21 protein-coding genes are annotated in these 20,712 nt (G+C 76.5%); 11 read left to right on the forward strand and 10 right to left on the reverse strand.

Annotated elements, in window-relative coordinates; translation table 11 throughout:
- Positions 1-276: 276 nt before the first annotated feature.
- Complete coding sequence (locus ACI782_RS22075) at positions 277-426, reverse strand: hypothetical protein (protein ID WP_456912247.1); 150 nt, start codon at positions 424-426, stop codon at positions 277-279.
- 516 nt (positions 427-942) lie between these two features.
- Between ACI782_RS22075 and ACI782_RS22080 the strand changes: the two genes are divergently transcribed.
- Together ACI782_RS22080 and ACI782_RS22085 are read left to right on the forward strand one after the other, a co-directional pair.
- Positions 943-1,404: a hypothetical protein gene (locus ACI782_RS22080; protein ID WP_456912248.1), complete on the forward strand. Its 462-nt coding sequence runs from the start codon at positions 943-945 to the stop codon at positions 1,402-1,404.
- A gap of 79 nt (positions 1,405-1,483) precedes the next feature.
- Entirely contained in the window at positions 1,484-2,485 is a 1,002-nt protein-coding gene (locus ACI782_RS22085) for an ABC transporter substrate-binding protein (protein WP_456912249.1), read from the forward strand.
- Here ACI782_RS22085 and ACI782_RS22090 read toward each other — a convergent pair.
- Complete coding sequence (locus tag ACI782_RS22090; protein ID WP_456912250.1) at positions 2,482-3,747, reverse strand: wax ester/triacylglycerol synthase domain-containing protein; 1,266 nt, start codon at positions 3,745-3,747, stop codon at positions 2,482-2,484. The two genes, ACI782_RS22085 and ACI782_RS22090, sit on opposite strands and share 4 nt — an antisense overlap.
- Positions 3,748-3,877: 130 nt before the next feature.
- Between ACI782_RS22090 and ACI782_RS22095 the strand changes: the two genes are divergently transcribed.
- Both ACI782_RS22095 and ACI782_RS22100 read left to right on the forward strand, forming a co-directional pair.
- Positions 3,878-4,468: a carboxymuconolactone decarboxylase family protein gene (locus tag ACI782_RS22095; RefSeq protein ID WP_456912251.1), complete on the forward strand. Its 591-nt coding sequence runs from the start codon at positions 3,878-3,880 to the stop codon at positions 4,466-4,468.
- Positions 4,465-5,343, forward strand: coding sequence for an RNA polymerase sigma-70 factor (locus ACI782_RS22100; RefSeq protein WP_456912252.1), 879 nt, complete (start codon positions 4,465-4,467; stop codon positions 5,341-5,343). Before ACI782_RS22095 ends, ACI782_RS22100 begins: the two co-directional genes overlap by 4 nt.
- 12 nt (positions 5,344-5,355) lie before the next feature.
- Here ACI782_RS22100 and ACI782_RS22105 read toward each other — a convergent pair whose 3' ends face one another.
- Entirely contained in the window at positions 5,356-5,694 is a 339-nt protein-coding gene (locus ACI782_RS22105; RefSeq protein ID WP_456912253.1) for a hypothetical protein, read from the reverse strand.
- 78 nt (positions 5,695-5,772) lie between these two features.
- Between ACI782_RS22105 and ACI782_RS22110 the strand changes: the two genes are divergently transcribed.
- From ACI782_RS22110 to ACI782_RS22125, 4 genes are all read left to right on the forward strand, one after another.
- Positions 5,773-7,380: an AMP-binding protein gene (locus tag ACI782_RS22110; protein ID WP_456912254.1), complete on the forward strand. Its 1,608-nt coding sequence runs from the start codon at positions 5,773-5,775 to the stop codon at positions 7,378-7,380.
- 97 nt (positions 7,381-7,477) lie between these two features.
- Complete coding sequence (locus ACI782_RS22115) at positions 7,478-8,185, forward strand: CBS domain-containing protein (RefSeq protein ID WP_456912255.1); 708 nt, start codon at positions 7,478-7,480, stop codon at positions 8,183-8,185.
- Positions 8,182-8,760 (forward strand): flavodoxin domain-containing protein, encoded by a 579-nt coding sequence (locus ACI782_RS22120; protein WP_456912256.1) that lies wholly within the window; start codon positions 8,182-8,184, stop codon positions 8,758-8,760. The genes ACI782_RS22115 and ACI782_RS22120 overlap by 4 nt, the downstream gene beginning before the upstream one ends.
- Positions 8,761-8,990: 230 nt before the next feature.
- Positions 8,991-9,275, forward strand: coding sequence for a hypothetical protein (locus ACI782_RS22125; protein ID WP_456912257.1), 285 nt, complete (start codon positions 8,991-8,993; stop codon positions 9,273-9,275).
- On the opposite strand, the gene ACI782_RS22130 is transcribed toward ACI782_RS22125, so the two are convergent.
- Positions 9,241-10,686 (reverse strand): wax ester/triacylglycerol synthase domain-containing protein, encoded by a 1,446-nt coding sequence (locus tag ACI782_RS22130; protein WP_456912258.1) that lies wholly within the window; start codon positions 10,684-10,686, stop codon positions 9,241-9,243. The two genes, ACI782_RS22125 and ACI782_RS22130, sit on opposite strands and share 35 nt — an antisense overlap.
- A gap of 171 nt (positions 10,687-10,857) precedes the next feature.
- Here ACI782_RS22130 and ACI782_RS22135 point away from each other — a divergent pair, with 171 nt between their 5' ends.
- The 3 genes from ACI782_RS22135 to ACI782_RS22145 are packed head-to-tail and all read left to right on the forward strand — an operon-like array spanning position 10,858 to position 15,606.
- Entirely contained in the window at positions 10,858-14,082 is a 3,225-nt protein-coding gene (locus tag ACI782_RS22135; protein ID WP_456912259.1) for a PEP/pyruvate-binding domain-containing protein, read from the forward strand.
- 37 nt (positions 14,083-14,119) lie between these two features.
- Positions 14,120-14,851, forward strand: coding sequence for a hypothetical protein (locus ACI782_RS22140; RefSeq protein WP_456912260.1), 732 nt, complete (start codon positions 14,120-14,122; stop codon positions 14,849-14,851).
- Positions 14,848-15,606: an SDR family oxidoreductase gene (locus ACI782_RS22145; RefSeq protein WP_456912261.1), complete on the forward strand. Its 759-nt coding sequence runs from the start codon at positions 14,848-14,850 to the stop codon at positions 15,604-15,606. Before ACI782_RS22140 ends, ACI782_RS22145 begins: the two co-directional genes overlap by 4 nt.
- Before the next feature lie 18 nt (positions 15,607-15,624).
- Here ACI782_RS22145 and ACI782_RS22150 read toward each other — a convergent pair whose 3' ends face one another.
- The 6 genes from ACI782_RS22150 to ACI782_RS22175 form a co-directional block, all read right to left on the reverse strand.
- A complete protein-coding gene (locus tag ACI782_RS22150) occupies positions 15,625-16,413 on the reverse strand; it encodes a class I SAM-dependent methyltransferase (RefSeq protein WP_456912262.1) in 789 nt (262 codons plus the stop codon).
- 92 nt (positions 16,414-16,505) lie between these two features.
- Positions 16,506-16,913, reverse strand: coding sequence for a YkvA family protein (locus ACI782_RS22155; RefSeq protein ID WP_456912263.1), 408 nt, complete (start codon positions 16,911-16,913; stop codon positions 16,506-16,508).
- A gap of 105 nt (positions 16,914-17,018) precedes the next feature.
- Positions 17,019-18,224, reverse strand: a complete 1,206-nt coding sequence (locus ACI782_RS22160; RefSeq protein ID WP_456912264.1) for a heparan-alpha-glucosaminide N-acetyltransferase domain-containing protein — start codon at positions 18,222-18,224, stop codon at positions 17,019-17,021.
- A gap of 120 nt (positions 18,225-18,344) precedes the next feature.
- The gene (locus ACI782_RS22165; RefSeq protein WP_456912265.1) at positions 18,345-18,545 is read right to left on the reverse strand and encodes a hypothetical protein; all 201 of its coding nucleotides are present in this window, start codon (positions 18,543-18,545) and stop codon (positions 18,345-18,347) included.
- Between the two features lie 177 nt (positions 18,546-18,722).
- Positions 18,723-18,935: an acyl-CoA carboxylase epsilon subunit gene (locus ACI782_RS22170; RefSeq protein WP_456912266.1), complete on the reverse strand. Its 213-nt coding sequence runs from the start codon at positions 18,933-18,935 to the stop codon at positions 18,723-18,725.
- Between the two features lie 13 nt (positions 18,936-18,948).
- Positions 18,949-20,670: an acyl-CoA carboxylase subunit beta gene (locus ACI782_RS22175; protein WP_456912267.1), complete on the reverse strand. Its 1,722-nt coding sequence runs from the start codon at positions 20,668-20,670 to the stop codon at positions 18,949-18,951.
- Positions 20,671-20,712 lie beyond the last annotated feature (42 nt).

Raw genomic sequence — 20,712 nt, forward strand, 5'->3', positions numbered from 1 at the left:
GGGGGGGGGGGGGCGCGGGCGGGCGGGGGGGGGGGGGGGGGGGGGGGGGGGGGCGGGGGGGGGGGGGGGGGGGGCGGCGGCGGCCCCCCCCCCCCCCCCCCCCCCCCCCCCCCCCCCCCCCCCCCGGGGCTCGGGGAGGTCGTCGCAGCTCTCGATCGGCGGGCGCCGCCCGCATCGGCGACCCGGCACCGGGTGCCGGGGAGAGCGAGCCGGCTCGCGCTCCGCGGTCGCGGAGTGCGGCGTGACCCGGACCGGCCGGGCCACGCCGCGGTCCGGTCAGTAGTCGCCGCCGTACTCGTCGTCCTCGTAGTCGTAGTCGTCGTGGTCGGAACTCTCGTCGTGCTCGTCGAAGTGGCAGTCGTCGCTGTCGTCCCAGTCACTGCCCCAGTCGTCGCTGCAGTTCTCGTCCCAGTCGTCGTCGAACACGGTCCACTCCTTCGTCCCAGGCCCGGGAAACCACTTCCCGTGTCGTGCCTGGAGAAGAGAATGGCGAGCGAGAAAGAGCGCCGACACCGAGCAGACCCCCGCATTCCTGGAGGGCACCACCACCGTTCCGGGTGGGGTCCACCTCCGGAACGGTGGTCTCCGCGGCCTCACTCTCCGCCGGGCCGCCGGGCCGCCGGGCCGCCGGCGCCGGACCGGGTCGGCCGTCGGGCGGGCTCCGGATCGCCGGCAGGACGCCGACGGCGGGCCGATGGCGGAGACGGTGCCTTCCGATCCTGGCCCCTCCGCTTCGCGGCGACCCACCCTGGCGGCGGTGTCCCGTGGCGCTCCCCGGCACCGCCGGACGCCCGAGGCAGGCGACCGGACCTCCTCGTGTCGTCGGCGCCCCACCGACGGTCGGGCTGCGTCCCCTGCTGCTTCGGTCCCCTACGAGCCGATCGACTGCGTCCGCTCCTCGCCGGCGGGAGGCGGGGAGCCGGCGCGGAGGAGGTGGACGCCGTGCTGGGCGATCGACTGGGCGAGTCCTCCGGGAAGTTCACCACCGTCCGCGTGCTGCCCTCCGAGGGGCAGCAGGTGTGGCTGGAGGCGCCCTTCCAGGGACGGGGCACCCTGCTGGGACAGGAGATCACCGACACCGGCACCTACCGGCAGACGTTCCGTCCCGGGCGCGTCCTGTCCGGAGAGGGCCACGTGCTGATGATGGCCGCGAACGGCGACGTCGCCGACTGGGTCGGCGGTGGCGTGGGCCGCCAGACCGGGCCGGGCTACCAGGCCAGCTTCGGGGTCTGGGGCTCCTGTCCGTCCGCGACCGGCCTCCTCGGGCGGCTGGCCGAGGTGGCCCACGTCCTCGAGTACGAGGTCACCGAGGACGGCAGCTACCACTGGACCATGTGGGCGTGGACGGGCGCCGGCGTGCCCCCGATCCCCCGCCAGGAGGCGCCGGCCAGCGCGATGACCTGACCGCGGGGTGCCGGGCCCGGATCGGGGTACTGCCGGTCCGGGCCCGATCGGCCCTGGGAGCTCCAGGAGGGAGACGCCGGTGTCCTCGTCCTCCCCGGCCGGGCCGCGCCCCACGAGGGGTCCGCGCCGCCCGGCGGGCCTCGCGGTGGGCTGCGCGGTCGCCCTGGTCCTCGCGGCGTGCGGCTCCGGCGACGAGGGCGGGGGCGACGCCGCCGGAGGCGGGACCGACGGCGCCACTCCGGTGACCGTCGGCTACTTCCCGCTGGTGCACACCGCGACCGCCGTCCACGCCGACGAGACGGGCCTGTTCGCCGACGCCGGTCTCGACGTCACTCTCGAGCAGACGTCCGGGGGCGCCCAGGCCATCCCGTCGCTGATCGCCGGGGAGTACGACATCACCTACGGCAACTACACCTCGGCCCTCCTGGCCGCCCAGCAGGGACTCCCGGTCCGGGTGGTGGCGGGCAACGACGTCGGCGCCGACGACCACGCGATCATGGTCGCCGCCGACTCCCCCTACCAGTCCGCCGCCGACCTGGCCGGCGCTCGCATCGCGGTCAACAACCTGCAGAACATCGGCACGGTGGCCATCAACGCGGTCCTCGAGGACGCCGGGGTCGACATCTCCACCATCGAGTTCGTCGAACTGCCGCTGCCGGACATGGCCGCGGCCCTGGACGGCGGGGACGTCGACGCCATCTGGCAGGTCGAGCCGTTCCAGGCCTCGGCCCTGGCGGCCGGCCACCGCGTGCTGTTCCCGCTGTTCAGCGGCCCGGTCGAGGACATGCCCGTCGCCGGCTGGCTGACCACCGAGCAGTACGCCCAGGAGAACCCCGAGGTCGTCGAGGCCTTCCGCACGGCGATGGCGCAGTCGATGGAGCAGCTCACCGGCGACCGGGAACGCCTGGTGGAGCTGGTGCCGACCTACACCCAGGTGCCCGCCGAGACCGTGCAGCAGGTCGCGCTCCCCGCGTGGGACGCCGACGTGGACGAGGCGCAGCTGCAGGAGATGGCGGACCTGATGCTGGAGTACGGGATCATCAGCGAGGAGTTCGACGTCCAGACGATGGTCGTCGACTAGAGAGCCGTACCGGCCCGCACCAGCTCGGCCGCCTCCCGCTCGACCGCACCGGCGAGCACGTCCAGGCCGCCGACCACCGCGGGATCGGCGACCAGCCCGAAGCACAGCCGGTCGGCGATCGAGACCACGGCCACCCGGAGGGCGTGGTGCTGGGCGACCTCGACGAGCGAGTGGACCGCGGCCACGCGCGCGCCGAGCACGGCGACCTCGCGCTCGGGCCCGCGGACGTTCGACACGGTGAGGGCGAAGGCCCGCCCGCTCCGCTGCAGCCGCTGCGACCAGCTCGCCGTGCGCGGCGAGAACCGGGCCAACCGGGCCATCAGCTCGTCGAGCTCCTGCGCGTCGTGGTGGGCCTTGCGCAGGGCCGTCTCCGCCCGGACGGCGGTCAGCCGCGTGGCGACGTCCGGCTCGTCCACCGGGAGGTCGACACGGAACCACGAGTCGCGGTTGCCGGCCGCGTCGCCGTCGGAGTGCAGGGCCACCGGGACCTTGACGCGCAGGCCGTGGACCGGCCCGTGGCGGTGCTCCAGCCAGAGGCGCAGCGCGCCCGCGACGACGGCGAGCACCGCGTCGTTCACCGTCGCGCCGGCCAGCTCCCGGGCGGCGTCGCGCACGGCGGGGAGCGAGGTCCCGGCGAACGCGACGTCGCGGTCGTGTCCCACCCGCGCGTCGAACGGGGAGCGGCGCAGGCCCGGGAGGAGCTCACCGGTCAGGACGTCGGCGAGGTGGGCACGCCCAGGGGCACCGCCGGCCGGCCTCGGGGGGACGGCGGCCGGGCCGGGCGCGTCGGCCGCCGGCGCGGGCGTCGGGTCCCACAGCACGTCGTGGGCCAGGCGCATCAGCGTCGTGCCGTCGGCCAGGGCGTGGTGCACCCGCCACACCAGGACCGCTCCCCCGCCCTCCAGCGGCCCGACCAGGTCCATCCGCCACAGCGGCCGGCGCCGGTCCAGGCGCTGCACGAACAGCCGCGCCACCTCCCGGCGCAGGCCGGCCGGGTCGAGCGGGCCGGCCGCGGCCACGGCACCGACGTGCGCCGCCACGTCCACCGCCTCGTCGGGACACCACGTCGGCTCCTCGGCGGTGCCGGCCAGCCGCCAGGTCAGCCGCGGCGCGCCCGGCAGCCGGCGGGCCACCGCGTCGCGGAGCTCCGCCGCGCTCGGGGCGCCCGCCGGGAGGTGGACCACCTTGCACGTGTGCCCGACCAGTGCCGGGCCCTCGAGGGCCAGGATCGCCCGGTCCTCGGCGGAGAGGCGGACCTGCACGGGAGCAGCCTGCCGGGCCGCGGACCGCCCGGACACCCCGCGGCGCCTCCCGCCCGTGCCCTCCGCGGTGCTGTCACAGATCGTCCTCGGCCGGTGTCTCCATGCCGGGACCACACGACGAGGAGGAGTCATGACCAGCACCACCCGGATCCCCCAGGCCGAGATCTCCGGCGTCCGGGGCGCCGTCCTGAAGGCGATCAGCCGGAAGGCGCTCGGCGACGTACCCGACGCCCTCGGGGTCATGTGGCACCACCGGCCGGTGCTCCGGTTCAGCTTCGGCCTCGGCCGGAAGGCGGCCCGGTGGCACGCGTGCGACGAGCACCTGAAGTCCTACGCCCACATGGCGGTCGCGTCCCTGGTCGGGTGCTCGTTCTGCCTGGACTACGGGTACTTCCAGGCGCACGACAAGGGGCTCGACGTCACCAAGGCCCGCGAGGTGCCGCGGTGGCGCGAGTCGCACGTGTTCACCCAGCTGGAGCGCGACGTCATGGAGTACGCCGAGGCGGTGTCGCAGACGCCGCCGACCGTCACCGACGAGCTCTCCGCCCGGCTGCTCGCGCAGCTCGGCGCACCGGCGATGGTCGAGCTCACCGCGTGGATCGCGCTGGCGAACCAGTTCGCGCGGACCAACGTCGCCCTCGGCATCGAGGCCCAGGGCATCTCGGCGTCGTGCGGCCTGGCGCCCCTCGCCCAGCCGAGCCGGGTCGCGTCGACGGCATGACCGACGACCCGTTCGTCGCCCACCGCAGCCTGCTGTTCACGGTCGCCTACGAGCTGCTCGGCTCCGCCGCCGACGCGGAGGACGTCGTCCAGGAGGCCTGGCTGCGGTGGGCGGGCCTCGCCACCGCGGCCCGCGCCGAGGTCCGCGACCCGCGGGCCTACCTGGTGCGGACCGTCACCCGGCAGGCGCTGAACCGGCTGCGCACGCTGGCGCGCCGGCGCGAGGAGTACGTCGGCGAGTGGCTCCCCGAGCCCCTGCTGACCAGCCCGGACGTCGCCGAGGACGTCGAGCTCGCCGAGAGCGTCTCGTTCGCGATGCTCACCGTGCTGGAGACCCTCGGCCCCACCGAGCGCGCGGTGTTCGTGCTGCGCGAGGTGTTCGACACGCCGTACGACGAGATCGCGGAGACGGTCGGCAAGACGCCGGCGGCGGTGCGCCAGATCGCCTCCCGCGCGGCGCGGCACGTGGCCGCACGTCGGCCGCGCGTGCAGGTGGACCGGGCCGAGCAGGAGGCCGTCGTGGCGCGGTTCCTGGCGGCGGTGCGCGGTGGCGACCTGCAGGGGCTGCTGGACGTGCTCGCTCCCGACGTCGTCGTGGTGGCCGACGGCGGCGGCGTGGTCGCCGCGGCGCGCCGCCCGATCACCGGCGCCGACCGGGTGGCCCCGCTCCTGGCCGGCCTGGCCGGGCTGGCCGGCCAGGTCGCGGTCGTGCCGGTGCAGCTCAACGGCGGCCCGGCGGCGCGACTCGACGTCGACGGGACGCTGGACACCGTGGTGAGCCTGGTGGTCGAGGACGGCCGGATCACCCGCATCTACGCCGTCCGCAACCCGGACAAGCTGGCCCGGCTCGCCGAGGAGGCCCAGCTGCGCCGGTGAACGGCCGGGAGATCAGTCGGGGCCGGCTGCGCCCGCGTCGGCCTCGCCGAGCGGCGGGGAGGTGTCGGCTGCCGTGCTCGACCCCGCCGCGGTCGACTCGGGGACGGCGGTGTCCTCCGGGCCCGCAGAGCTGCCAGGCACGCCGGGCTCGGTGGCGCCGGGGTCGCTGCTCTCCTCCTCCGGCGCGCCGGTCCCCGGGGTGGTGCCCTCCGGCGCGCTCGGCACCGGTGTGTCCGCCGCGGTGCCCTCGTCGGAGGTGTTCTCCGGCGCGGGAGGGCTCTCCGTGTCGGGTACCGGCGCCGGTGCGCTGGTCTCCGGGACCGCGTCCGTGCCCGCGTCCGTCGGCGCCACGCGGGACGAAGGGCTGTGGAACGCGGCACGCGCGGCGTGGACCATCCTCACAGCGGGGCTGGAGCGAGGGGGCGCGCCGTGCTGACGACCGCGTACTGGCCCGCCGAGCGCACCGATGCGGTGCAGGAGCTGACCGTCGGGGACCTGCTGCGGAGCGCCGCGGCACGGTCCCCGGACGCCCCCGCGCTGGTCGAGGGGGTGCCCGACAGGGACCAGCGCCGCCGCTGGTCCTACGGCCGGCTCCTGGCCGAGTCCGAGGAGGCGGCGCGGGCGCTGCTGGGCCGCTTCGCCCCGGGTGAGCGGGTCGCGGTCTGGGCCAACAACAGGCCCGAGTGGGTCCTCCTGGAGATGGCCGCGGCGCTGGCCGGGCTCACCCTCGTCACGGTGAACCCCGCGCTGCGGGCCGACGAGCTGCGGCACGTGCTGCGCCAGTCGCGCGCGTCCGGCCTGTTCCTGCTGCGCGAGTACCGCGGCAACCCGATGGCCGAGACGCTCGCCGCCGTCCGGTCGGACCTGCCCGACCTGCGGGAGAGCGTGCTGTTCGACGACTGGGCGCGCTTCTGCGCGTCCGGGGCGCCCACCGAGGCGCTGCCGGCCGTGTCCCCGGGCGACCCGGCGCAGATCCAGTACACCTCGGGCACGACCGGGCTGCCCAAGGGGGCGGTGCTGCACCACCGCGGGATCGCCAACAACGCGCGGCTGGCCTACGTCGAGGTCCTCGACGTGCGCCCAGGCGAGGCGGTCGTCAACGCGATGCCGCTGTTCCACGCGGCGGGCGGCGTCCTGGCCACGCTCTCGGCGATCGCGAGTTCCGGCACACAGGTGCTCATGCCCGCCTTCGACCCCGGGCTGCACCTGCAGCTCATCGAGGAGGAGCGCAGCGTCGGGCTCGCTGGCGTCCCCACGATGCTCCTCGCGCTGCTCGCCCACCCCGCCTTCCCCGACACCGACACCTCCTCGGTGCGCTGGGCGCTCTCCGGCGGCGCGCCCGTCCCACCGCCGCTGGTCCGGAGGGTGGAGCAGGTCCTCGGCGTGCCGATGCACGTCATCTACGCGCAGACCGAGGCCTCCCCCGGGATCACCATGACCCGCAGCGACGACGACCCGGACGACCGGGCGGAGACCCTGGGCCGGCCCCTGCCGGCGACCGAGGTGCGCATCGCCGACCCCGTGGACGGCGCCACCGTCGCCCCGGGCACGGTCGGCGAGCTGTGCACGCGCGGCTACTCCGTGATGACCGGCTACTTCGACGCGTCCGAGCAGACCGCGGCGGCGATCGACGCGGACGGGTGGCTGCACACCGGCGACCTGGCGTCCATGGACGAGCGGGGCTACTGCCGGATCGCCGGCCGCCTCAAGGAGATGGTCATCCGCGGGGGCGAGAACATCTACCCGCGCGAGGTCGAGGACGTGCTGTTCACCCATCCCGGGGTGGCCGAGGTGGCCGTCATCGGGGTGCCGGACCCGGTGTGGGGCGAGCAGGTCGCCGCGTTCGTCCGGCCGGCGCCCGGGCCCCGGCCCAGCGAGGCCGAGCTCGTCGCCCACTGCCGGGAGCGCCTGGCGCCGCACAAGACGCCGCGGCACTGGCGGTTCGTCGACCGCTTCCCCCTGACCGCGTCCGGGAAGATCCAGAAGTACCGGCTGCGGGAGGAGTTCGCGGCGGACCGGCACCCCGAGCCGGCGTGAGGGACCGAGGTCCTCCGCACGCTGCGCCCGGCGACCCTGGGGACGCGCCGCCCGCCTGCCCAGCGTCCGGCGCAGCGAACCCCGCTGAGGAGGAGCCGTGCAGGCCAGAGACGTCATGACCCGCGAGGTCGTCACCGTGGGGCCGGAGACCTCCGCCAAGTACGCCGCTGAGGTCATGGCCGAGCACGGCTTCGCCGCCCTCCCCGTCGTCGACGACGACGACCGGCTGGTCGGGATCGTGGCCGAGGCCGACGTCCTGCGCGACCGGATGCCGCAGGACCCCCGGCTCCACCTGCGCCGCGACGGCGGGACCCCGACCTCGGCCCCGGCGCTGCTGGTGCACGGGGTGATGACCCGCGACGTCCGTGCGGTCCAGGACACGGCCGACGTCGCGGACATCGCCCGGCTGTTCGTCGACGACCGGCTGCGCAGCGCCCCCGTCCTGGACGGCGACCGCCTGGTGGGCATCGTCAGCCGGCGCGACGTGCTGCGGACCCTGATCCGTCCGGACGCCGAGATCCGGCACGACCTCCTCCACCTCGTGGAGGGCTACACCGGCTCGCTGGACGCGTGGTCGGTCGCGGTCAGCGACGGCGTGGCCACGATCCAGCGCACCCGGGGCGTGCCCGAACCCTCCCCCGAGGTCGAGGAGCGGGCCCTCGCCGAACTGGCCCGGACCGTCGGCGGGGTGGTGAGCGTGCGAGTCCTCCCGGCAGAGGCCGGGGGGACGCCCGTGGCCGGGCAGCCGAGCCGCCCGGTGGTCGTGGGCGCGGACGGCGCGGACGGCGCGGACGGCGATCGGTGAGCCCGACCGCCCCGCGGGTCCTGGTCACCGCGGCCAGCAGGTACGGGTCCACCCACGAGATCGCCGCAGCGCTGGCTCGCGCACTTCCCGAGGGAGCTTCCGCTGCTGGCACCGCCCTGACCGCCACGTGGATCCCCGCGGAGAACCGCCCCGACCCGTCGGCCTACGACGCCGTCGTCCTCGGCAGCGCCGTGTACGCCGGCTCGTGGCTGCCGGCGGCCCGGGACCTCGCCACCGCGCACGCGACGGCCCTGCGCAACCGGCCCCTGTGGCTGTTCTCCAGCGGCCCGATCGGCGACCCGCCGTTCCCGTCCGACGAGCCCGACACCGCCGACACCCTCCGGAGGATGCTGGGTCCGCGCGGCCACCGGGTCTTCCCCGGCCGCCTGGAACGGTCCCGGCTCACGTTCGCCGAACGGGCGATGGTCACCGCCATGCGCGCTCCCCTCGGTGACTTCCGGGACTGGCCCGCCGTGGCGGCCTGGGCCGGGGAGATCGCCGTCGAGGTCGCCGCACCCACGACGTCGGCGTCCAGCCCTGGGCGCCCGGAGAACACGGTCACTGGCTGCGGCTGATCCCCACCACGTCACCGGACGACGGGTCGTGCCGGGCGAGCTGCCACCGGCCGTGGACCCGCGGGCCCACCTCTGAGCGCTCCGGCCGGCGGAGTGCCCAACGTCCCGGCCGCCGGGGCCACTCAGCACCGCGCGCGGGACCTTCGCTCCGAGCGCGCGCGTCCGCCGCGGCGCAGGCTCAGCACCGTCGGGAGACCGTGGGCGTGCTAGGAGATGGAGCGGTACCCGGAATGGGCTGGTACGGCTGGAACCACATGAGCGGCTGGGGCTGGTTCACGATGACGGTCAGCGCCCTGCTGCTGCTGGCACTCGTCGTGGGCGGCATCGTGGCGCTGGCCCGGGTCGCCCAGCAGCCGTCAGTGCGCACGCCGCCGCAGCCCGCCGCGTCCCCACCGCCGCGGCCGGCCGAGGACGTGCTCGCGGAGCGGTTGGCCCGGGGCGAGATCTCGGTGGACGAGTACCGGGAGCGGCTCGCCGCGCTCAGCTCGAGCGGCCAGGGCGCACCCCCGCGCTGATCCCCTGCCGCCTGCCGCGTGCCCTGCCCCTCCGGGTCACGGCCGGTGGTGCAGGCGGCAGCCGCACACCGTCCCCGGCCATCCCGGCCAGGTCGGCGAGGGTCCGGGCGATCCCGTCGCCGAGGACGTCCACGTCGGGAACGGCGGCGTCGGCATCGACCGACACCGCCAGCACGCCGGCGTAGGACAGCGCCGCGACCGCGAGCGGGACCCGCGACACCAGCGGGGCGATCGGTACCGCCTCCACCATCCGGGCGCCGGCCAACCACAGCGGCGCCGGCGGGCCGGCGACGTCGGTGACCGACAGGGAGGTGTTGCGGCTGCCGAGCCGGCGTCCCCAGCGGACGACCAGCCGGGCCACCGGTGCCGGCAGCCGGACGTCGACGACGCTGCCCGCGGCCGCGCGGAGCCGGGCCTTGCCCGCCGCGGTGGTGCGAGCGATCCCCGCCAGCCGCCGCAGCGGGTCCGGCTCGCCGACCGGCAGGTCGACGACGAGCATGCCCGTCACCTGCTGCCCGGGCAGGCCCGTGGCGGCCGGGACGACTGCTCGCACCAGTCGGGGCGGCTGCTCGCCCCGGGCGGCGAACAGCTCCCGCAGGCCGCCGGCCACCGCGGCCAGCAGCAGGTCGTTGACGGTGACGGTCAGGGCGTGCCCGGTGCGCTGCAGGTCCGCCAGCGGGTGCCGGGCGACGGCCAGCCGCCTGCCGGGGCCGGTCCGCCGCGGCAGGGACGTGCGGGGCACCGGGCCGCCCAGGTCGGACATGAGGTCGCGCAGCTGCTCCAGGCCTCGCCGGCCGCGGCGGGAGCCGCCCGCCGGTCGTGCCCGGCGCAGCGCCGCGGCCGCCTCGTGCAGCCGGGCGCGCAGCAACTCCCGGTGCGTCGGCAGCGGGGGCACCGCGGCTGCCGCCGGCTCCTCCGGGACGGTGTCGGCCGCGGGGTCGAGCAGCGCGCCGGCGAGCGCCACGCCGGTCCGCCCGTCGGCGAGGACGTGGGAGACCACGACGAGGACCGCGAACCGGCCGTCGGGCAGGCCCTCCACGACCTCCGCCCGCCACAGCGGCCGGTTCTGCAGCAACGGCTGCAGCGAGCGGCCGGCCGCCCAGCTGCCGAGGTCGGCGCCCGGCGGCAGCCGTCCCGTCCCGACGTGGCGCAGCGGGTCGAACGACGGGTCGGCGACCCAGATCGGGCGACCCTCACCGACGCGGGTCCACACCACCCGCCTGCCCAGGGCGGGGACGCGGCGGGCCCGGGCGGCCAGCGCCGAGCGGACGCCGGCGGTGTCGACGGCGCCGTCCGCCCGCCGGAACGGCCCCGGGTCGAAGACCCCGAGGAGTGCGATCTGCATCGGTGTGTGCCGGTCGGCCGCCCACACGTTGACCAGCTCGTCGGCGCGCAGCCGGGTGAACGACACGCGCCCACGGTGCCCTGCCCGCCGGAGGGCCCGACAGGGACCAACGCCCACGGCGCTCGACGTGCTCCGCTGCCCACGAGCAGGGGCTCAGTGACCTCGGACCCTGGGGGCGCATCACGGCGCCCAAGAGTCTGGTCGGCGGGGTGGTCGGGCCGACAGGGGGTCGATGCGATGACCGAGCAGCCGTCTTCGCCACCGGGGGCGCCGGAGCCGGCGGGGACCGTCACCTGGCTCGACGACCCGCGCGCCACCGACGTCGCGCGCGCCGGCGGCAAGGGAGCCGGCCTCGCGCGGCTGCGGCAGGCCGGCCTGCCGGTGCCCGACGGTCTCGTCGTCGACGCCGGGGCCTACCGGCACTTCGTCGCGGTGTCCGGCCTCGGCTCCCTCGTGGAAGGGGTGACCGCCGACCTCGACGGGCGCGACGCCGGCGCGCTGGACGGCGCGTCGGCGCGGCTGCGGGCCGCCTTCGACTCGGCGCCGGTGCCCGGAGAACTGGCCGGACCGATCGTCGCGGGCTGGCACCGGCTCGGCGGGCCGCCGGTGGCGGTGCGCTCCTCGGCCACCACGGAGGACCTCCCGGGGGTCAGCTCCGCCGGCCAGCAGGACACCGTGCTCGACGTCCGCGGCGCCGACCAGGTGGTGGCCGCCGTCCGGCGCTGCTGGTCCTCGCTGTGGACGGCGCGGGCGATGGCCTACCGCATCCGGCAGGGCACGCCCTCCACCGAGGTCGCCGCGGCCGTCGTCGTCCAGCGGATGGTGCCGGCCGACGTCGCCGGCGTGCTGTTCACCGCCGACCCGCTCACCGGGCGCCGCGACCGGGTGGTCGTGGAGGCCGTCCGCGGCCTGGGAGACGCCCTGGTCAGTGGGCGGGTGACCCCGCAGCGGTGGGTGCTGGACGCCGGCAGCCTCGCCGTCCTGGACCGGCCCGACGGGTCGGACCGTCCCCTGCTCGACGACGCGCGCCTGCGGGAGCTGGCCGGCCTCGGGCTGCGGGCGGCCGCGCTGTCCGGGATCCCGCAGGACCTGGAGTGGGCCGTCGCCGGCGGGCGCTGCTGGCTGGTGCAGTCCCGGCCGATCACCTCCCTGTTCCCGCTGCCGTCCGGACCGCCGGCCGGCCCGGGCGTGCGGGTGTACATCCCGCTCACCCTGGCCGCGCAGGGCCTGACCGAGCCGCTGACCCCCGCGGGCGGCACCCTGTTCGCCGCACTGGCCACCGCCGCGACGTCCCGGTGGGCGTCCGGACGGCGCGCGCCGCGGGGGTCACCGGTGTCGACGGCGGCAGGCCGCCTCCTCTACGACATGACCCCGCTGTTGACCTCCCCGCGCCTCGGGCGGACCCTGGCCGACCGGATGGCGCTGAAGGACCCGGCGACCGCCGCGGCTCTCCGGGAGTGGCTCGACCGGGAGGGGCACCGGCTGGTCCGCCCCCGGGGCGCGGCAGTGGCGGTCGGCCTGGCGGTCTGGGGAGGTCGCGAGGTCCCCGGGCTGGCCGCGGCGGCCGCCGCCCCGGGGCGTGCACGGCGGAGACTGCTCGCCCGCGCGGAGGACCAGCTCCGCCGGCTCTCCCGGGAGGCCGCGGCCCTGCCGGGCGCCCGGCAGCAGGTGGAGTTCGTGCTGGACACCGTGCCGCGGCGCGCCCTCGACGTGGCCTGGGTCCAGCTGCCACCGGTGTACGCGGGCCTGCTGGCCGGCGCGCTGGCCGCCCGGCTGTGCGAGCGGTGGCTGGGCTCCTCGTCGGGGCTGGAGCCGGTGCGCCGCTGGCTGCCCCACGACCCGACGCTGGCGATGGGCACCGCCCTGGCGCGGCTGGCGCAGGCCTGCGCGACGACCGGCCGGGAGCCGTCGGCGCAGATGCCGGGCATGGCGGAGTTCCTGACCACCTTCGGGCACCGGGCGCCGGACCGGGAGATCGACCTGGGGCTGCCCCGCTTCGCCGACGACCCGTCCTACGTCGTGGAGCTGGTCCGTGGCTACCTCGCCGCCGGGGACCCGGCCGACCTGCTGGCCCGGCAGCGACGCGGCGCGGCCGAGGCCGGGCGCGCCGCCGGCGAGCTGGTCGCCGCGGTCCGCCGGTCCCGCGGCCGGCTCCGTGCCGCGCTGCTCCGTGCGGTGCTCACCCGCTACCGGGGTCTCGGCGGGCTGCGGGAGCGGCCGAAGTTCGACCTGGTGCGGGTGCTCGCCGTGGCCCGGGGCGTGCTCCAGCAGGTCGGCGCGGCCCTCGTCGCGTCCGGACGCCTCGACGACGCCGACGACGTGTTCTTCCTCGACCCGGCCGACCTGCGCGCCGCGGTGGACGGGCCGCCGGCGGACCTGCGCGACCGGGCCGAGCGCCGGCGGCGGGAGTACGACCGGGAGCTCGACCGGCGGGCCGTGCCGCGGATCCTCACCAGCGACGGGGAGGCCGTCTACGGCCCGGCCGCCCTCCCGGAGGGCGCCCCGGGGACGCTGCGCGGCACCGGGGTCTCCCCGGGCGTGCACGAGGGCGTCGTGCGGGTCCTCGACTCCCCCGTCGGGGCCGCGCTCGCCCCGGGCGAGGTGCTGGTCGCGGCCAGCACCGACCCGGGGTGGACGCCGCTGTTCCAGCTCGCCGGGGCCCTCGTGATGGAGGTCGGCGGGGTGGTCTCCCACGGGGCGATCGTGGCCCGGGAGTACGGCATCCCCGCCGTCGCCACGGTGCCGGACGCGACCCGGCGGCTGCACACCGGTCAGCGGGTCCGCGTGGACGGCGCCGCCGGGACCGTCACGCTCGTGGACGCCCCGGACGGCGGGGAGCGGTCGGTGCCCTCAGCGGGGACGAGCCGGGTCCTCGTCGGCTACGCCACCGGCGCCGGCTCGACGAAGGGCGTCGCCGAACGCATCGCGGCAGGCCTGCGCGGCGCCGCCGTCGAGGTGGTCGTGCGGCCGCTCGACCCGGGCCTGGACCCCACCGGGTTCGACGCCTTCGTGCTCGGCAGCGCGGTGCACGACCAGCGGTGGCTGCCCGCGGCGGTGCACTTCCTGCACGCCGCGGGGCCGCGGCTGGGCGACCGCCCCCTGTGGGTGTTCAGCGTCGCCGGCGTGGCGCCGCGCGGACCGGTGCGGCGAGCCCTCCTCCGGCAGGAGGTCCGGCGGATCGACGCGACCTTCCCCGCCGGGGTGACGCCGCGCGAGCACCGCGTGTTCGCCGGCGTCGTGGTCACGAAGGGCCTCCCGCTGTGGGTCAGGCTGTCCTGGCTCGCCGTCGGCGGGCGGCCCGGTGACCAGCGGGACTGGCCGGCGATCGACCGGTGGACGGCGGAGATCGCCGCTGCCCTCCCCCGCCGGCGCGCCGCCTCGGGCGGCCGCCTGCCCGAGCAGCGGTCCTGGGACACGGTCTACGCCCCGTCGTCCCGCGCGGAACCGCAGGACGTGCGGTGACCGCCGCCCCCTCGTCCCCTCTCGGAGAGGAGGAGCAGTGAAGACGACGATCCCTCGTCCGACGCCGCTGGACCGGACCGGGCCGGCCGCACCCGCGGACCACCGCGCGCCCCCGATAACCCCGGCAGCCCTGCTCCGTGAGGTCAGGGACGTCGTCGCCGACGTCCCCCTGCTCCTCGTCGCGCCGCTGCTGCGGCACTGGCACCGCACGTGGGGGGCCACGGCCGAGGAGGCCGCGGCGACCATGCCGGGGGACGGCCTGCTCCCCCGGGCGCAGTACCGCTGCACCCGCGCGATCACCGTCGCGGCACCGCCCGGGGAGGTGTGGCCGTGGCTGGTCCAGGTCGGCTTCGGGCGCGCCGGCTGGTACGCCAACGACCTGCTCGACAACTTCGCGCGCCCCAGTGCCCGCACGATCGTGCCCGGGCTGCAGGACCTCCACCTCGGCCAGCGGCTGGCGTTCGTCCCGTGGCCCTCGGAGCGGACGGCGTTCGTCGTCGAGGACTTCGTCGTCCCCGAGTGGCTGCTCTGGCGGACGCCGAACCGGACGTGGGCCTGGCGCCTCCGGCCGCTCCCCGGCGGGCGGACCCGGCTGGTCACCCGGATGCACACCGTCTACGAGTGGTCGCGCCCGTTCGTGCTGCTCACGGTGCTGCTCGCCGAGGTCGGCGACTTCCCGATGATGCGGCGGATGCTCCGCGGGATCCGGGCCCGCGCCGAGGCGGCGCACGGTCCACAGCACCGACGGCCCCCCGGGGGGCCGGCATGAGGATCGTCGTCATCGGCGGGACGGGGCTCATCGGCTCCAAGGTCGTCACCCGGCTGACCGAGGCCGGCCACGAGACGGTCGCCGCAGCCCCGTCCACGGGGGTGGACACCATGACGGGCCAGGGCCTCGACGACGTCCTCGCCGGGGCCGCGGTCGTCGTCGACGTGTCGAACTCCCCCTCCTTCGAGGAGGCCGCGGCGCTGTCGTTCTTCACCACGTCGACCCGCAACGTCCTGGCCGCCGAGGCGGTCGCCGGCGTCGGCCACCACGTGGCCCTGTCGGTGGTCGGTACGCGGCCCACGTCGGAGATCGCGTACTTCCGCGCCAAGGCCGCCCAGGAGGAGCTCGTCGAGGCCTCGCCGATCCCCTGGTCGATCGTGCACGTGACCCAGTTCTTCGAGTTCGTCTCCCGCATCGCCGACGACGCCACCGTGGACGGGACGGTGCGGGTCCCCCCGGTCCTCTTCCAGCCGATCGCGGCGGACGACGTCGCGGCGGCCGTGGCCCGGACCGCGGTCGGCCCGCCGACGGGGCGCGTCGTGGAGGTGGCCGGACCGGATCGCGCCCGGTTCGACGGGATCGTCGCGCAGGCCCTCCGCGCGCACGGCGACCCGCGACCGGTCGTGGCCGACCCCGCCGCGCGCTACTTCGGCGCGGAGGTGACCGAGCGCGCGCTGGTGCCCGGCGACGGCGCCCTGCTCGGCACCACCCGGTTCGCCGACTGGCTGCGCCTCAGCACGAGCGTGTCGTCCTGAGCCGCCGCACCCACCGGCTCAGACCGGGGCCCGGCGCACCCACACGGCGGTCACCATCCAGCACTGGGTCCACCGGTCCGGGTCGTCGAGCAGCGCGGACGCGGCGTCCAGCGTGGCGGCGTCCAGCTCCCCGCTGGCGAGGACCCGGTCGCGCACCTCCGCGAAGAAGAGCTGGAAGTACCGCGCCCCGCGGTCCGTGCCGCGGATGGCCTGGACGTCGCTCTTGGCCTGGGGCCGGCCGAGGCCGAGGTCGCTGACCATGCCCGGCAGCCGGCGACCGATGAGCCAGTCGACCCCCTGGGTGCGTCCCCACCGGATCAGGCCGGACCAGGTCGCCGCCCAGACCTCGGGCTCGGTGGTGGGCGCGAGGGAGAAGTCCGGCTCCTGCACCACCAGCCACCCGCCCGGCTTGACGGCGGCGGCCATCTGGGCGAGCACCGCCGGGGCGTGGTCGGCCACCTGGTGCAGGAGCGCGCGGCAGGTGACCAGGTCGAACGCGCTCTGCGGCAGCCGGGCCACGCGGACGTCGGTGCGCTCCACCCTGAGGTTCTGCGCGGGCACGAGGTCCAGCAGCACCGTGTCGACGTCGACGGCGGTCACGCTCCCGGAGGGGCCGACCGTGTCGCAGAGCCACTCGGCGATGCTGCCGTTGCCGCTGCCCAGCTCCAGGCACCGCCAGCCCGGACCGACGCCGACCGCCCGGAGGTAGCCCCGGGTCCACGGGTCGAGGATCTTCGACATCAGGTCCAGCCGCTGGTACTCCGACGTCGCGGCGTCGTCGAGGATGTAGGGCCGCAGGTCCTCCATCGCCGTCCTCCCGCCGGATCGGACGTCGTCGCGACGTAGCATCCCGACCGGGCTCGCGCGGCGGCGAGGGTCCGAGGTCCCGCCCGGCGTCCCTACGCGGACAACCGGCTGGCCCGGAGCAGCGCAGCCAGCCCGTCGGGGGTGCCGGGCCAGTGCCGCTCGACCGCCGACGCACCGGCCCGGCGGACCACCGAGCGCAGCACCAGGGCCACCGCGATCGCGTCGTCGGCGTAGCCGAGCACCGGCACGAAGTCGGGCACCAGGTCGATCGGCACCACCAGGTAGGCCAGCAGCAACCACAGCCGCACCCGCACGCCGCGCGGCAGGGAGCCGTCGGCGGCCAGCCGGCGCACCAGCCGGAGCACGTCGGGCAGCAGCCGCAGCAGATCGCGCGCGGCCATCTCGTCCGGGCGGGAGGTCCACAGCACGACCATCAGCAGCAGCCAGCACAGCAGCAGGCCGCCGCCCACCCCGACCAGCGTCCACGCCCAGCCCGGCACGCCGCCCCCTCCCTGGTCCCCGCCCGGACCCGAGCATGGCACCGGAGCGCCGTCAGGCGCGGATCGAGGAGGTCGTCCCACGCCTGACGGCCGGTGCTCGCCCGCTCAGGGAGCGGCCGACCCGGTCGGAGCGTCCAGCACCGCGCGGCGGGCGCGGTTGGCCGGGACGGCCACCAGCCGCTCCAGGGGCCCCTGCCCCATCCACCGGTTCCAGAGGACCCCCAAGACCAGCGCAGCGGCCACGAGGGTCAGCCAGAGCGCGGTCGGGTCGCCGCGGAACAGCGGCGTGGCCAGCACGACCGCGTGGGCGGAGTACACGGTCAGGGTCATGGCGCCGGCGATCCCCACCGGCCACAGCAGGCGGCGGACGCCGGGGACCTTGGCCAGGAGCAGCACGACGCCGAGGACGGCGATCGCCGACCCGAGGGTGTGCAGCATGTCCAGCGGCGTGCCGGAGTGGTGCACGCGCAGCGCCAGCCACCACCAGGTGTCCAGCGGGTCGGAGTCCCAGACGAGCTCGGTCGGGGTCACGTCATCCGAGGCGGCGAGCAGGGACGGCAGGCCACCGAGGTGGAACACGAGCACCGATGACGCGATCCACGCCGCGACCGCCAGCGCCAGCCCGCCGACCGCCAGCCGGACGGCGACCCTGGTGGAGGACAGGTCGAGCCGCCCGATGGCCAGCCCCACACAGATGTAGGCCATGTAGACCACCGCGGGGTACCAGCCGGTGACGAGCAGGTCCTGGAGCAGGCCGAGCGGGTGGGTGACGAGGGTGCCGAACGTCGGGTCGCTCTCGTCCAGCGCCGACTCCCACTCCAGGTGGTTGGCCGCCAGCAGGACGAGCGGGCCGACCGCGACCAGGGCGGCGGCGATCCCGACCAGCGTGCGCGGCCGGAGGCCGATCAGCGGGAGGGCCAGCAGGAAGAACAGGCCGTAGTACGGGAGGATCACCCAGAGGCCCTCGATGGCGACGTAGCCCAGGGCGAGGCCGATGGCGCCGATCGCCAGGGCGCGGACGGCGATGCTCGCCCTGGCCGCTCGGCGCGCGCGTCCCTGCACCGGGCGTCGCCCGCCGGTGATGAAGGCCAGACTGATGCCGGCCACCATCGCGAACATCGTCGCGGCTCGCCCGATCACCGTCTCCCCGGCCAGTGTCGTCCGGCCGTCGGCAGTCAACACCTCGAAGACGTTCGCCGCGAGCATCCCGATCAGGGCGACCCCGCGGGCGATGTCGACGCCCTGGAACCGCGTCTTGCCGGGTGGGCCGGCCGGTGGCGGGGCGGCAGCCGCCGCAGGTGCGTCGATCACGGCTGACGGTGCGCACGCAGAACTCGACATGATCTCCTCGTTCGTGGGACGGCAACGGCGACGGCGACGGGGCTGTCCTCGACGGTGGTGGGCGGCACGGTGCGGCGGAGGGCGCCGCGGTCACGCCGTCCGACGAGCGCGGGAGGACGGCACCCGGGCCGATCTCGCGTCGGACCGCAGGCGGGTCCGCGGCGACTGGTTCGCGTAGCCGGTCGGCAGCGGGTCGCACCGCGACTCCTCGACGCGCGGCGTGCTCCTCGGGGCCGGCTCCGGAGCCAGGTGCACGTAGCGGATGCTGTCGGCGGGGTCGTAGGTGTTCATCGTGATCTCCGGATCGGAGTGCCCGTCCGCTGGTCGAGGCCGGCAGTGGCTGTGGAGTTCCTCTGGCACGAGCGTCGCCGGACCGGGACCCCCGGGACATCGCGCCAGCCCCCGCACGGCCGTCGCGATCCCCCGTTTCCCGGCGGGGGTTGACCCCCCGCCGGAGCGGGGGATCGCTCACTGGCGCGAGGGGCTCCAGGCGCGCGGTCCCGGTGACCACGACGCCGGGCCCTGCCACGGGCGGCCCGGGCCTCGCGGGGCACGCCGGACCGGCGCCGGGCCGGCGGGCGGCCGAGGAGGCGGCGCGCAGGCCTGCAGCACGGCGAGGAGCGCGGCGAGCTCCTCCGCCGTGGGCTCGCCCCTGACGATCGAGACCGGTGCCGGGTCCACGCGCGTCGCCCGGTCAGAGCGGGACGTTGCCGTGCTTGCGGTGCGGCAGCACCTGCCGCTTGGAGCGCAGGAGCTCCAGGGACCGGATGAGGACGGCGCGGGTGTCCCGCGGGTCGATGACGTCGTCCACCAGGCCACGCTCGGCCGCGGCGTAGGGCGTCATCAGCCGCTCGGCGTACTCCCCGACCAGCTCCGCCCGCCTGGCCTCCGGGTCCTCGGCGGCCGCGATCTCCCGGCGGAAGACGATGCTGGCCGCGGCGTCGGCACCCATGACGGCGACCTCGTTGGACGGCCAGGCGAAGGAGAGGTCCGAGCCCACGGACTTGGAGTCCATGACGATGTAGGCCCCGCCGTAGGCCTTGCGGAGGATCACCTGGATCCGCGGCACGGTCGCGTCGCAGTACGCGTACAGCAGCTTGGCCCCGCGCCGGATGATCCCGGCGTGCTCCTGCCCGGCACCGGGCAGGAAGCCCGGGACGTCGACCAGGGTAACCAGCGGGATGTTGAACGCGTCGCAGGTCCGCACGAAGCGGGCGGCCTTCTCCGCGGCGTCGATGTCGAGCACCCCGGCGAGCACCGACGGCTGGTTGCCCACGACCCCCACCACCGAGCCGCCGAGGCGGGTCAGTGCGCAGACGACGTTGCGGGCCCAGCCGGCGTGCACCTCCAGGTACTCGCCGTCGTCCACGATCTCGGCGATCACGTCCCGGACGTCGTACGCGCGGTTAGGTTCGACCGGGACGACGTCGAGCAGCGCCTCGCAGGGCCGGTCCGCCGGGTCGGCCGACGCCGCGGGTGCCGGCGTCTCCTGGTTGTTGTCGGGCAGGAAGGACAGCAGGTAGCGGACGTCCTCCAGGCAGCTCTCCTCGTCGTCGGAGAGGAAGGTGGCCACGCCGGTGCGCGAGGCGTGCACGGCCGCTCCGCCGAGGTCCTCCGGGCTGATCCGCTCCCCGGTCACCGCGGCGACCACGTCGGGACCGGTGATGAACATCCGCGCCGCGTCCCGGACGGCGAAGACGAAGTCGGTCAGCGCCGGTGAGTACACGGCCCCGCCCGCGCACGCGCCGAAGACGACCGAGATCTGCGGGATGACGCCCGAGGCCCGCACGTTGCGCCGGAAGATGCCGCCGAACCCGGCCAGCGCGTCCACGCCCTCCTGGATCCGCGCGCCGCCGCCCTCGTTGAGCCCGATGATCGGCACGCCCGTCGACTCGGCCAGGTCCATCAGCGTGTGGACCTTGGCCGCGAAGACCTCTCCGAGCGCCCCGCCGAAGACCCGGGAGTCGTGCGCGAACACGCACACCCGCCGGCCGTCGACCGTGCCCCAGCCGGTCACGACCCCGTCGGTGTCCGGCCGGCGGTGCTCCAGCCCGAAGCCGGTCGCCCGGTGCCGCGCGAAGGGGCCCAGCTCCACGAACGAGTCCTCGTCGAGCAGCAGGTCGATCCGCTCCCGCGCGGTCAGCCTGCCCTCGGCCCGCCGCCGGGTCGTGGCGGCCGGGTCCGGCCCGTCCACCGCCTCGCGCCGACGACGGGCGACGCGAGCGGTGGCCTCCCGCAGGGAGCCGGGCGCCCCCGGCCGCGACGCGCGCGACGGGTGCGGCGCGCCGCCTCGGCGGGGTTGCAGCGGCGTGACCGTCGCCTCGTGCGCCCCCTGGGCCCCGGTCCGCGGGTGCGGGTGCGGACGCCCGGCGTCCTCTCCCGGCCAGACCGAGCCGTTCCAGCGATCCGTTCTCACGTGTCCTCTCCTCCTGTCGGGGAGCGTCGGCGGCGCGACCGC

The organism is Geodermatophilus sp. SYSU D00703, from assembly GCF_054050155.1.